Origin of the sequence: Bradyrhizobium sp. CIAT3101 (assembly GCF_029714945.1) — a bacterium.
Taxonomy (GTDB): Bacteria; Pseudomonadota; Alphaproteobacteria; order Rhizobiales; family Xanthobacteraceae; genus Bradyrhizobium.
This window is the reverse complement of record NZ_CP121634.1, coordinates 2,899,037-2,911,345: the sequence shown is the minus strand read 5'-3', so window position 1 is coordinate 2,911,345 and position 12,309 is coordinate 2,899,037. Positions and strand designations below refer to the sequence as shown.

Below are 12,309 nucleotides of genomic sequence, written 5' to 3'. Positions count from 1 at the left end.
CGTCAGCTTCGCGCAAGCTCGACGTGGTGAACGGCATTGCACTCGCGAAAGTGATGGGCAATTTCGTCGAGTGCGCGCTGTTCCCATTCCTGCGCTTGCGTCAGCCAGAAAACCCGGCGCTCAAAATCGAGCGCGGCGCGCTCACGGCACAGGGATTCCTGACTGCGAATTTCCACCAGCCTGTTCATGCACTCACACTCCTTGTCGTGTGAAGCCATTCCCTAGGAATCAGCGTAGCAGAGTCACGAACCCAGCGTCTCACCATTTCTGTGCATAACGCGACGCAGAATGAGACAGCAACGCTTCCCGTGCACTGCGGCCGTCGCAGCGCAACATCAAATGAAGATCATCAATTAGTGATAGGCGACCGGGACGATAATCGTGTCCGAGCGATCTTAACTATTGTGGCGCAACAGACTGCGGCAATTCGTGAAGAGAAGTTCTAAACAGCGCACCGAATTCCCGACTCATTGTCGTCGCATGGTTTTCATGCAGCGCCGCTAACAGGGGCGCACGAACGTGACTATCGCTTGAGGCAACATGAACGACGATTTCGAACTCGATCTTTCGCCGGATCAATGGGCAGCCCTGCGCACACTTCGTAACCCCGTAGCGAACAATCGCCTCGCGAAGGCCTATCTCCTCCACAGCCTCGTCAAGCTTGGTCTCGTTGTCATTGATGACGGCGTGCCCGCCATGACCCCCATCGGACGCAAGGTGCTGGTGCGCGGATCGTGCCGGCTGCTGGACCTCGCGGCCTGACGACCCGCGTCAGAAGATCTGTGCGATCACGATCGCGTATGCGACGAACACGACCCCGAGCCCCCACACCATCGCCGGAATCTGCGACCGGCGACCGACCGCCACTTCGAGAGCGATGTAGCTCAGCGTCCCCAGCGCCATTCCGTTGATGAGGTTATTGGTCAGCACGGTGATCAGCAGCGTCAGCACGATCGGAACCGCGTTGGCCAGATCGGTCATGTCGATGCGGGCAAGTCCCTGCATCATGAGCACGCCGACGAGCACCAGCGCGGGCGCGGTCGCTTGCGCCGGGATGATGACGAAGATCGGCCAGAAGAACAACGCAAGGAAGAAGAATCCCGCGACGGTCAACGAGGTCAGGCCGGTGCGACCGCCGGCCTGCACGCCGGTGATGGATTCGATATAGGCCGTGACGACGGAGGTCCCGAGCAGCGGCCCGACGATTGAAGCCGTCGCATCCGTCGCGAATGCGGCGGTGGCATTCGGGATCGAGCCGTCCGGCTTGCGCAAATTAGCGGCCCCTGTCACGCCGATCAGCGTGCCGAGCGTCGAGAAGAATTCGGCGCACAGGAAATAGAACAGCAGCGGCAGCGCGACGACGAAATGGCTGAAGAGATAGCCGATGTCGAGCGCCATGAAGGTGCTGGTCGGCCAGCGCGGCCATGCCATGATGGCCGATGGCACTGACGTCACCATCTTGCCGTTGGCGCCTGGAACGAAAAAGCCGATCAGGGTGAGCACCGCAATCGACAGAATCAGCGCAGCCGGCACCCGGCGCACCACCAGCACCGGCGTGAGCAGGAGACCGAACAGCGTCAGCAGCACCGGCGGGCTGCGCAGGGAGCCCATGGCGATGTAAGTCGACGGATTCTGGACCACGAATCCGGCGCCCCGTAGCGCAATGAAGACGATGAGGGTACCGACCGCCGCCTGGATGCCGATCTTCAGCGCTTCCGGCACGTCCTTGGCGACTTTCTCACGCAGCTTCGACAGGCTGAGAATCAGGAACAGCACGCCGGTGAAGGCGACCATGGCGAGTGCGCCCTGCCAGGGCATTCCCATCTGCTTGACGATGACATAGGTGAAGATGACGTTCGAGCCCATCGCGGGCGCCACCGCAAGCGGCAGATTGGCCCACAGCCCCATCATCACCGAGCCGACGATCGCGGCGAGCGCCGTGGCGCTGACGAGATCGGCACGGTCCATCCCGGCGTTGGACATGATCGCGGGATTCACCGCGATGATATAGGCCATCGCCGCGAACGTCGTCGCGCCGGCCATCACCTCGCGGCCGACGCTGGTGCCACGCTCGGTGAGGCCAAAAGCACGATCAAGCAGCCCCGAGGCTGCGGGTGGTACTGGCTCCGCGGGAGCGGCTTGCGGCTTCGTCATGTCGTCCATCCCCAGTCCTCCCCCTACCAAACCACCGGATGCGCTTCGCCGGTCTGCACGTTGATGAATCCAAGCGGCGCCTGCTCGCACGGTGCCACCAGCACCCAACTCCAGGGCGCGCAGGTCAGCGTCGCAAACATGAGCCTCTCCGGAAATCCCGGATACCAGCGCGGCCGGAACGTCGGCTCGTACATCCAGTCGACCTTGCGACCTTCCGCATAAAGCGCCTGCATCTCGGCATCGAGTGCTTGCGCCGAACGACAGCTCATCAGCCCGCCGACCTCGAAGCGCACCGTGGCGACGAGTTCGCCCTCGCGCACCAGCGCCCAGCCGCCCTGAAGCTCGATCAGCGCGTTGACCGCCTTTGCCATCGCCGCATCGGACGAGCCGACCACCCAGATATTGTGCTTGTCGTGCGCCACCGAGCAGGCAACGGCCGTCTCCGGCGTGCGCGGGCCACAGCCGCGCCAGAACATCTTTGCGACACGCCCATCGCCGGAAAACCGATCGACGATGGCGAATTTAGTGATGGCCTCGCTCTCGTCGCGCTGTACCGCCCCGTCACGCACCGGCAGTTCGAGGGTGTAGAATTCGGGATGCCAATGGAAGGGACGGATCACCGCCGCGTTCATCGTGGTACGGCCCGGCTCGGCCGGCAGTTCGAAATCCTGAGGTTTGATCGAGCGCTTGATGTTGACCGTCTTGGTGGCCCAATCCGGCCACTGGATTTCGGGCACCTGCCCGAGATAGCGCTTGCCCTCGGAGACCTGCGCGCCATCGGCCCACACTTCGGCGATCGTAAGCTTGGTGACGTCCGAGAGCAGCACGACATCGCCGAAACGTCCTGGAGCCAGGCTCCCGACGAACGGCGTGATGCGCATATGCCGCGCCGGGTTGATGGTGAGACACTGGATTGCGATCTCGGGCGCGAGACCCGCCTCGATCGCGACCCGCGCATTGTGATCGCTGGCGCCGAGCTCGAGCGTGTGGCTGGCGCTGCGGTCATCCGTCGTGAATGCGATCTGCGACCAATCCTGCAGGCCCTTCGCAAGCAGCCATTTCACGATCTCATCCATCGCGTAGACGCGCAGCTCGACGAACAGGCCGCGGGTGAGCTTGTCCCAGGTCTCCTCCGGCGTCTGCACTTCGTGATCGGAGGCGAGCCCCGCCGCGGCAAAGGCATTGATGGAAGGCAGGTCCCGTAAGCCGGACGCGTGGCCCTCGACGACGCCGCGCGCCGCGAACGTCGCCTCGATCATGCCCCAGAGCCGCTTGTAGGAGGGATTGTCGGGATTCCACACGGCCGGCCAGTCCATGACCTCGTCGAGACCGGTGACCATCAGGCTTTCGGCCATGAAGCCCGCCTGCTCATCGCGGCCATACCAGCCGCCGCCCCATTCGTAGGCCGTGGGTGGCACCGCCGAGCCCGGCTGCGGGAAGATTTTGAGCGGCGAGCCGCGGCGGCGCGCCTCGAACCAGAACTCGAGATTGCGGGCGCCGTTGACGTTGGAGAACTCGTGGCTCGCCTCGCAGGTCCAGGTATTGCCGTGCGGCAGCACCAGCGCCGCCTCCCATTCCGGCGTCAGATGCGAGCTCTCGATGTGCTTGTGCACCTCGCCGAAGCCGGGGACCGCCGCAAGATCCGGCCGATGCACGCGCTCGCGGACCTCGCCGGGATAGCTACCGGCCGGCCCGACCCAGGCGATGCGCCGGCCCTTGAAGACGATCTCCTGATCCTCGCTCCAGGTGCGGCTGTGCACGTCGAGCAACCTGCCGACCCGCAAGGAGCGATCGGCCGGGCGACGGCCGAGCGCCGTCAGCACGAGGTCCTGACGGATGCGAACCTCGTCGGGGGCGTTGATCAGGAGGTCGTCGGGAATCGCATTCATGGCCTGCCTCACTCTGCAGCGGTGTTTTCGCGCGCCGGGGTTCGCTTGCGCGGCGATTTGCCGACCTTGCCGCTGCGCGCCGCGGCGGCGTCGCGCTGACGGACATCGTTCAAAAGGGTCGTGAGCGCCCACTCGACCGTGTCGGCGACCTCCGCGCTGGACATGCCAAAGTCCTCGCGCATCGCGTTCCAGGCCAGCACGTTGTTGAGGTAGGAGGCGAGCGCCTCCGCCTGTCGGACCTCCTTTGCGGGGAGATGCCGCACCAGCGGCGCCATCGCCTTGCGATGCTGGTCAATCAGATGCCGTCGGAAACCGGCGCGCACCCGGCGGCCCGCCCGCGTCATCGCGATGGCGCGCGCCAGATGCGGGTGACGGTCGAACCGCTTGCACAGCTTGCGGAAAATATCCGGCAGCTCGTCGGGCGAGGTGAAAGGAATGTAGCTGAAGACGTTGTCCTCGATCCACTCGCCGGCCGCCGCAAACAGCTCGGCGCGGGTCTTGAAGTGCCGATAGATGGTTCGCTCGGCCACCTTTGCCCGCTTGGCGACCGCGGCCATTGAGATGTCGTCGGCCGCCTCATCCTCCAGCGTCTCGACGAAGGCCGCGACGATGCGCTGTCGCGTCATCTCGGCATATTCGTCGCGAAGGCTGGCGATATGTCGCTTTGCTGTACTCATGTCATAAGTCTGACATCAGGCGGATTGGAGGGTCAAGCCGAGACTTGAGGCACGCCGCGCCGCGACAATGGGCGCCTGCACGCTCCGGGGCGGCGACCCAGGCGAGCACGGCTATCGCCTGCCGCCTGAAAAATGGACTTTTGCGCGTCGTCAAAATCGGATTTGCTCGGCCGAGAACTGCGCGCAACGGCGTCGCGCGGACGGCAAGGGAGCCGACGGAGGGAGCTGATCATGAACGGGCTTGGCGGGCTGAACAAATCGCCTGAGGGTGTGGTCATCGGGCTGGTGCAATTGCAGTTGCCAACCGTCGTGACCAAGGCCGATCTCGCCAGGCAGACCGAGCGTATCGTCTGGATGGTCGGCAAGGCCCGCCGCAATCTTTCCACCATGGATCTGGTGGTGTTCCCCGAATACTCGCTGCACGGCCTCTCGATGGACACCAATCCCGAGATCATGTGCCGGCTCGATGGGCCGGAGGTCGCGGCATTCAAGAAGGCCTGCATCGACAACAAGATCTGGGGCTGCTTCTCCATCATGGAGTTCAACCCGCACGGCAATCCCTACAATTCCGGCCTGATCATCGACGACCACGGCGAGATCAAGCTCTATTACCGCAAGCTTCATCCCTGGATTCCGGTCGAGCCGTGGGAGCCCGGCGATATCGGCATTCCCGTGATCGAAGGCCCGAACGGCGCCAAGATCGCACTCATCATCTGTCACGACGGCATGTTCCCGGAGATGGCGCGGGAATGCGCCTACAAGGGCGCGGAGATCATGATCCGCACCGCCGGCTACACCGCGCCGATCCGCAATTCCTGGCGCTTCACCAACCAGGCCAATTCGTTCCAGAACCTCATGGTCACCGCCAATGTCTGCATGTGCGGTTCGGATGGCTCGTTCGATTCCATGGGCGAAGGCATGATCGTCAATTTCGACGGCAGCGTGCTGGCGCACGGCACCACCGGCCGTGCCGACGAGATCATCACTGCCGAGGTGCGCCCCGACCTCGTACGCGAAGCCCGCATCAACTGGGGTGTCGAGAACAACATCTACCAGCTCTGGCACCGTGGCTATGTCGCGGTGAAGGGTGGCGCGATGGACTGCCCCTACACCTTCATGCAGGACATGGTCGCGGGCACCTACCGGCTGCCATGGGAAGACCAGGTCAAGGTCACCGACGGCACCTCCTGCGGCTTCCCGGCACCGACACGGATGTTCGGAAAGACGGCAAGGGCTGCCGAATAAAGGTCTGCGCCCGAGAGGCGGCAGCAAACGAATTGCTACGCAAACCGCTTAACTTTGGAGTCGATCGCGCGGATTTCATCCGCGGCGATCCCCGCCAGATCCTTTAACTGCGCCAGCTGATCCTCGGACATGTCCCGCGGGCGGGTGTCAAGCAAGCAGAGCGTACCGATACAGGTCCCGTCGGCCAGATTTAACGGATAGCCGGCGTAAAACCTGATCCGCGGCCCGCCACGCACCAGTGGATTGTCGGCAACGCGGTCATCCCGGAGAGCATCGGACACGATGACCGGCTCCCGATGATAGACGACGTGGGCGCAGAAGGAGACGTCGCGAGGATTCTCTTGCACAGCAACCCCTCGCCGGGACTTGAACCATTGACGGTTCTCGTCGATGAAAGTGATGGTTGCCATCGGCACGTTGAACAGAGCCACCGCAAGGCGCGTAATCCGATCGAACCGTTCCTCCGGCGGGCTGTCGAGAAGTCCAAGTTCGCGCATTGACGCCAGCCTTTTCTCCTCATCCTCCGGCACCGGTGCCCGTACCCAGCGACAGGCTTCCCGCAGAACCCACGCGCGCATCTTCGTGCGCGCATAGCTCTCCGTGAACGGCGTGATGAGCCAGTCTTTGACGCCATCCTCGGTATCCTCATCTCCGGCAATCGCTACAACCGGGAGGTTGTCGTCGTTCATCCCGCGGATCGCCTCGCAAATGCCCCGACTGTCTCGAGCTGCATCGCGGTCGATAATTGCCAGTGACGGCGGGTCCCTGGAGATGATCGCTTGCGCGGCCTCGGCGCTTGCGCAGAAATTGGCACGAAGGCCTTCGGCGCGCGCTGCGTCTGTGAGCGCCGTGGCAATCTTGGGATCGGTCACGCTGATGAGTATTGAGCGTTGGACCAGTGCCGGCTCCAGGGGCGTCAGGGCGCTGAATTCCTCGCCAGCCACGTGCGGCGCACGGGCGTCTGACGGCTCCAGGGAAATGACCTCCCCTTCAGCCGACGCTGAGACAACGAGCGCCGATCCGTCAGCGCGCAGATCAGCTCTCAGCTTTTCGACGATGCGCTCGACTGCGTCATCGTTTCGGATCGGGTCGTGATGTGCCAATGCAACACGCTTCACATGGGCCCGCTGCGCCAATTTGACAACGAACTCACCGGTGCTGTGGCCCCAGCCGACTTTCGAGGGATACTCCGCCGCGGTGTATTGCGCATCGTGGATCAGCAGATCCGCGCCTTCGATGAAATCGGCATGCCGCTGATCCAGAGCGGAAAACTCCCCATTCCCGTCGGCAAGGGCGCGGGAGAATGGCTCATGGTCACAGCAGTACACGACCGTGACGCCGTCGGCCTCCAGGCGATAGCCCAAAGTCAGGGCAGGATGGTTCAAATACTGCGTGGTCACCTTGACGTCGTCGATCTCGAAGGTGCCCTCCACCAGGTCGTGATAGCGGATCGTTGCGCCAAACTCGTCGGTGGTGACCGGAAAATACGTGTGCTGCATCTGTCCTGCGAGCGTCTCCCGCAGTGATTGGTTGAGCCCCTTCGGTCCGTAGATGTCCCATTTGGTTCCTGGCACGAAGAACGGGACAAAGAACGGAACGCCTTGAATGTGATCCCAATGCGTATGGCTGATCAGGATATGGCCGGCGAGATTCTTGACGCCTCCGGACATCAGCTTGAGGCCCAGGCCGTGGAGACCCGTCCCGCAATCGATGATCACGAGCGTCCCACGCGCCGTCCTGACCTCGACGCAGAGCGTGTTGCCCCCATAGCGGATGGTGGTGGGTCCAGGCTTTGGTATCGAACCGCGTGTGCCCCAAAACTGAACTTGCATCAGTTCCTCCGAGCCATCGTACCTGGAGCGGTATCCTATCGGTTCTGCCGCTCGACGGGACCAAAATCGGCGTACCGGCGGCAGGATCGGCCGGTCGCCAGCGCCAAATCGTGACAATCTGGCACGGTTGTTGCTCCTTTGTGACGTTCTGAACGCCAAAACGGGGGAGTCATCATGTCGACCATTGCCGCGGCCCCGGCCGCAGAGCGCAAGCCACTTTACGCCTCGCTGTTCGTCCAGGTGCTGGCGGCGCTGATCCTGGGCATCATCCTCGGCGTGGTCGCCCCGGACTTCGCCATCAGCCTCAAGATCCTCAGCGACGCCTTCCTGAAATTGATCTCGATGATCGTGGCGCCGATCGTGTTCTGCGTCGTCGTGCACGGCATTGCCGGCGCCGGCGATCTCAAGAAAGTCGGCCGCGTCGGCGTCAAGGCGCTGTTGTATTTCGAAGCGATGACGACGGTGGCGCTCGTGGTTGGCCTTATCCTGGCCTACGTCTTCGGCCCCGGCCACGGCATGAATATCGATCCTTCGACACTCGATGCCAAGGCGCTCAGCACCTATGCCGATAACGCCCACAAGCTGCAGGGCGCGGGCATCGGCTCTTTCCTGATGAACGTGATCCCGACCACTTCGTTCGACGCGTTGTCGCGCAACGACGTGCTCCAGGTGCTGTTCTTCGCCGTGTTGTTCGGCGTCGGCCTCGCGCTGGTCGGCGGCGAGAAGGGCGCGCTCGTGACCTCGATGATCGACGCGGCCTCGACGGTGCTGTTCCGCGTGATGGGGCTCATCGTTCGCGTTGCCCCGCTTGGCGTGCTCGGTGCGGTCGCCTATACCGTCGGTAAATATGGCGTCGGCTCGCTGAAACAGCTCGTCTCGCTGGTCATGCTGTTCTACGTCTCGGTCGGCATCTTCGTGCTGGGCGTGCTCGGTGGCGTCATGGCGCTCGCCGGCATCAACATCCTCAAATTCCTCGCCTACCTGCGCGAAGAGCTGATGATCGTGCTCGCGACCGCCTCCTCCGACGCCGTGCTGCCGCAGATCATGAAGAAGCTGGAGCGGATGGGCGTGAAGGATTCCGTGGTCGGTCTCGTCATTCCGACCGGCTATTCCTTCAACCTCGACGCCTTCTCGATCTACCTGACGCTTGCCGTCGTCTTCATCGCGCAGGCCACGAACACGCCGCTGTCCTTTGGCGATCTCCTGCTGGTCCTGGGTGTCTCCCTGATCACGTCAAAAGGTGCGCACGGCGTACCGGCTCGGCGATCGTGATCCTCGCTGCCACGCTGAATGCGGTGCCGAGCATTCCCGCGATCGGCCTCGTGCTGGTGCTGTCGGTCGACTGGTTCATCGGCATGGCCCGCGCAGTCGGGAACCTCATCGGCAATTGCGTGGCGACGGTCGTCGTGGCCGCCTGGGAAGGTGACCTCGATCGCGCCAAGGCGGCCAAGGTTCTCGAGGGTGGCGAGCTCGTGGATGTGACGGCGGGCTAGAGCATGATCCGGAAAAGTGCGCAGCGGTTTTCCGAAAAGATCATGCTCAAACAATAACCCAGGCGCGATGACGATTCGTCTCATCGCGCTTTGTCCGCAGGTCAGTCATTCCACTGGAGGAGCGGCGTTCCATACGCCCTCCTCCAGACCGACAGGAAGCGTGGAAACCAGGAATGGGCGACCGCGCCCTTGTAGGCCCAGGTGCGGTATTTCAGGCCCTGCTCGGAGATCAGCTCCTGATAGCCACCGTGGACTTCGGTCGCGGTGCGAATGTCCTTCAATATCCCTTGCGCGCAGGCGCGGTAGGTCTCGCTGCCTGAGGCCTCGTCGAAGTCCAGCATGCGATCCGCGAACTCAACGTTGAACGTCGGCCAGGACGAGCGCCCCTGATAGGCCGGCGCCGCGATCTTGTGAATCATCTTGTTGCGCGGATTATCCGCCGACACCAGGAAGTGGAATGTGCTCGGAATGCGGAAGCGCGGCTCGGCAATGATCAAATCCGTCGTGGCCGCAAACGAGGCGCGCTCGCGCGCATCGTTCATGTCCCAGAAGCCGCGATGCACGCCGACGAAATCCAGCGCGACCAGGGACACCGGCGTGCCCGCCGGTCCATCCAGCGAATGCCTGATATAGCCGTCCTTGCCGAACAGGCGGAGCAGGTCCCGCTTATACTGCCTGAGGTCGCGCCCGAGCAGGCGCTTCAGCTCGTTCTCGTCGACCACACCGAGCTGCACGCCCCACACGAAGGTCGTGTAGACGCAGGCATTGGTGACAAAACGCCGGCGCTCGGCGCGCGTGTCCGTTGCCGCAGAGCGAGGCCCGCTGGCGTCGCACAGCAAATATCGGACGCCGTCAACGTCGAACGGCTCGAGCTCGCCCGCGAGCTTCAGGATCGCGCGCTTCAGATCGCCGCCGTATTCGGCCAGCAACAGCCGACCGGCATGCGCGCATTGCGACATCGCCAGATAGGACGACGCCCGCTCCTCGGCGGAGAGCATCTGCTGGAGACCGGCGAGAATGCCGAGCAGCGTATCCGAAGGACGCGAGAAATAGTTCACGCCGAGATACCGGCCGCGTCCCGCTGGAACGATGGTCGTCGTGACGACGTCGGCGCGAACCGCCTCCAGCAACAGGCGCACGCTCTTTTCGAGCAGCCGCGCCCGGCGCACCGCGTCCTGCGCATCCATGATGGTCTCGGGGTCGAGAACGTCGGGATAGAACCAGGCGAAGTCGCGCGGGTAGTAGGCGGAGGCGTGCGGCGCGCCCGTGACGAGGAACGCCTCGGTCACCGAAAAGGCGCTGTCCATCGAGTGCCGGTAAAGGTCCTCGATCGCCGACAAGGAATGATGCGACTGTCTCAGGAAACGATCACCGAGAAAATTGACCGCCTGAAGCGCATTGGCGACAAAGGTCGCGGCCATGCCCTGGTAAAACCGGTTCTCTCGATGGGCTGGAAAGGAAATATCGCTGTTCATTCGCTTACGTCGGCTGATGTCTGGTGATCCCGCGGCTGGGCAGTCGCTATTTTAGCCCTGTCTGATTCGTATCTCTACCCGGTGACTTGCGGGGGCCTTAGCCCTCCCGCGGCCTGAAATTCTCGATCACCCGCAGCAGCACCCGCGCGCCGGCGTCGACGTCCGCGAGCTCGACATGCTCGTCCGGATGATGGCTGATGCCGCCGCGGCAGCGGACGAAGATCATGCCGACATCGGCAATATCGATCATCGCCATGCCGTCGTGCCCTGCTCCGCTCGGCAGTTCGAAGGCGGAAAAACCTTCGGCGGCGATGGCGTGCGCGATCTGATCCTTCAGCCAGGGCGCACACGGTGCGGTGCGGTTCTCATGGGTGACGTCGAGCTGAAGCGCCAGTTGCCGGCGCTTTGCGATGGCCTCGATCTGCCGGACGACGTCGGCGACCGCGCGCTTGCGATGCATATCGGTCGGCGCGCGCATGTCGATGGTGAACGATACGTCGCCCGGAATGACATTGGTCGCGCCGGGCCTCGCCTGGATATAGCCGACGGTGCCGACCAGGCCGGCCTCGTCGGTCCGGCAAAACTGCTCGATCGCGCCAATGCATTCGGCCGCGCCACTGAGGGCGTCACGGCGCAGTGCCATGGGCACGGTGCCGGCGTGGCCTGCCATTCCGGTGAGCCGAGCCGCCAGCCGCGTGGCGCCCGCAATCGCAGTGACGACACCGACGGGGAGATTCTGCGCTTCGAGCACCGGCCCCTGCTCGATGTGCAGTTCGACATAGGCCAGCAGCTCGCGCCGGGCGCGCGCCGCCGCGCCGATATGGTCGGGGTCGAGGCCAAATTTGACGAGTGCTTCGCGGATCGATACGCCGTCGCGGTCGCGCGTGTTCAAGACGCTCTCGTCGAAAGTGCCGGCGACTGCGCGGCTACCAAGCAGCGTCGAGGCGAAGCGCACGCCCTCCTCGTCGGCAAAGCCGACCACCTCGAGCGCAAACGGCAGGCGCTCGCCACGGCGGTTGAGCTCGGCGACGCAGGCAATCGCCGTGATCACACCAAGTGGTCCGTCCCATTTGCCGGCGTCACGCACCGTGTCGTAATGCGAGCCGAGCATCAGACAGGGTGCTCCCGGCCGCTCGCCTTCGTAGCGGCCGCAGACATTGCCGATCGCATCGAGATGGGCGCTCATGCCGGCCTCGCGCATCCAGCCGAGGATGAGGTCCGAAGCCGCGCGCAGTTCCTCGGTGAGATAGATGCGGGTGAGCTTGCCGTCTTCTTCCGAGATCGCCGCGAGCTCGTTGATCCGACGCACGATCTCCTCGCCGAGCGATGCATTTTGAACGGCGGTCACGGCAGCCATCTCGATCAAGCTTTCATTCTGGAGACCGCGCGGGCGGTCGCAACCCTAACCGATACAAGTTCGGTGCCAGCGAATTCAGGCAGCCGGCGCACTTCAAGCCAGCGCGTGGTTAGCATGAATGCGGGTGATCGGCCGACCGTCCCAGTCCCATCATGCGCACGTGAGAGCCGGTTAAGGCTGCTTAACT

At 63.5% G+C, this 12,309-nt stretch carries 9 protein-coding genes and 1 pseudogene; 3 read left to right on the top strand and 7 right to left on the bottom strand.

The features are described from left to right. Positions 1-2: 2 nt before the first annotated feature. Positions 3-188 (bottom strand): hypothetical protein, encoded by a 186-nt coding sequence (locus QA645_RS13595; protein WP_254132891.1) that lies wholly within the window; start codon positions 186-188, stop codon positions 3-5. Positions 189-540: 352 nt separating this feature from the next. Here QA645_RS13595 and QA645_RS13590 point away from each other — a divergent pair, with 352 nt between their 5' ends. Then, on the top strand, positions 541-762 hold the full coding sequence (locus tag QA645_RS13590) for a hypothetical protein (RefSeq protein ID WP_283050790.1): 222 nt from the start codon (positions 541-543) through the stop codon (positions 760-762). A gap of 9 nt (positions 763-771) precedes the next feature. Here the strand turns inward: QA645_RS13590 and QA645_RS13585 are convergent, their stop codons facing one another. From QA645_RS13585 to QA645_RS13575, 3 genes are read right to left on the bottom strand one after another with little or no spacing between them, the layout of a single operon-like run. Continuing rightward, on the bottom strand, positions 772-2,163 hold the full coding sequence (locus tag QA645_RS13585; protein WP_283050789.1) for an NCS2 family permease: 1,392 nt from the start codon (positions 2,161-2,163) through the stop codon (positions 772-774). A gap of 14 nt (positions 2,164-2,177) precedes the next feature. Then, positions 2,178-4,043, bottom strand: coding sequence for an adenine deaminase C-terminal domain-containing protein (locus QA645_RS13580; RefSeq protein ID WP_283050788.1), 1,866 nt, complete (start codon positions 4,041-4,043; stop codon positions 2,178-2,180). A gap of 8 nt (positions 4,044-4,051) precedes the next feature. After that, entirely contained in the window at positions 4,052-4,720 is a 669-nt protein-coding gene (locus QA645_RS13575) for a TetR family transcriptional regulator (protein WP_283050787.1), read from the bottom strand. A gap of 231 nt (positions 4,721-4,951) precedes the next feature. On the opposite strand from QA645_RS13575, the gene QA645_RS13570 reads away from it, so the two are divergent. Continuing rightward, entirely contained in the window at positions 4,952-5,965 is a 1,014-nt protein-coding gene (locus tag QA645_RS13570; protein ID WP_283050786.1) for a formamidase, read from the top strand. Between the two features lie 35 nt (positions 5,966-6,000). Here QA645_RS13570 and QA645_RS13565 read toward each other — a convergent pair whose 3' ends face one another. Then, positions 6,001-7,797: an MBL fold metallo-hydrolase gene (locus tag QA645_RS13565; protein WP_283050785.1), complete on the bottom strand. Its 1,797-nt coding sequence runs from the start codon at positions 7,795-7,797 to the stop codon at positions 6,001-6,003. Between the two features lie 174 nt (positions 7,798-7,971). On the opposite strand from QA645_RS13565, the pseudogene dctA reads away from it, so the two are divergent. Next, positions 7,972-9,290, top strand: a pseudogene (gene dctA / locus QA645_RS13560) (C4-dicarboxylate transporter DctA). 101 nt (positions 9,291-9,391) lie between these two features. Here dctA and QA645_RS13555 read toward each other — a convergent pair. Then, positions 9,392-10,765: a hypothetical protein gene (locus QA645_RS13555; RefSeq protein ID WP_283050784.1), complete on the bottom strand. Its 1,374-nt coding sequence runs from the start codon at positions 10,763-10,765 to the stop codon at positions 9,392-9,394. Positions 10,766-10,862: 97 nt separating this feature from the next. Next, positions 10,863-12,122 (bottom strand): allantoate amidohydrolase, encoded by a 1,260-nt coding sequence (locus QA645_RS13550; RefSeq protein WP_283050783.1) that lies wholly within the window; start codon positions 12,120-12,122, stop codon positions 10,863-10,865. Positions 12,123-12,309 lie beyond the last annotated feature (187 nt).

What these genes read in the sequence shown, in the direction of transcription:
- QA645_RS13555 (WP_283050784.1), bottom strand. Translation starts at nt 10,765, where the DNA reads ATGAACAGCGATATTTCCTTTCCAGCCCATCGAGAGAACCGGTTTTAC.
- QA645_RS13550 (WP_283050783.1), bottom strand. Translation starts at nt 12,122, where the DNA reads ATGGCTGCCGTGACCGCCGTTCAAAATGCATCGCTCGGCGAGGAGATC.
- QA645_RS13595 (WP_254132891.1), bottom strand. Translation starts at nt 188, where the DNA reads ATGAACAGGCTGGTGGAAATTCGCAGTCAGGAATCCCTGTGCCGTGAG.
- QA645_RS13580 (WP_283050788.1), bottom strand. Translation starts at nt 4,043, where the DNA reads ATGAATGCGATTCCCGACGACCTCCTGATCAACGCCCCCGACGAGGTT.
- QA645_RS13585 (WP_283050789.1), bottom strand. Translation starts at nt 2,163, where the DNA reads ATGGACGACATGACGAAGCCGCAAGCCGCTCCCGCGGAGCCAGTACCA.
- QA645_RS13590 (WP_283050790.1), top strand. Translation starts at nt 541, where the DNA reads ATGAACGACGATTTCGAACTCGATCTTTCGCCGGATCAATGGGCAGCC.
- QA645_RS13575 (WP_283050787.1), bottom strand. Translation starts at nt 4,720, where the DNA reads ATGAGTACAGCAAAGCGACATATCGCCAGCCTTCGCGACGAATATGCC.
- QA645_RS13570 (WP_283050786.1), top strand. Translation starts at nt 4,952, where the DNA reads ATGAACGGGCTTGGCGGGCTGAACAAATCGCCTGAGGGTGTGGTCATC.
- QA645_RS13565 (WP_283050785.1), bottom strand. Translation starts at nt 7,797, where the DNA reads ATGCAAGTTCAGTTTTGGGGCACACGCGGTTCGATACCAAAGCCTGGA.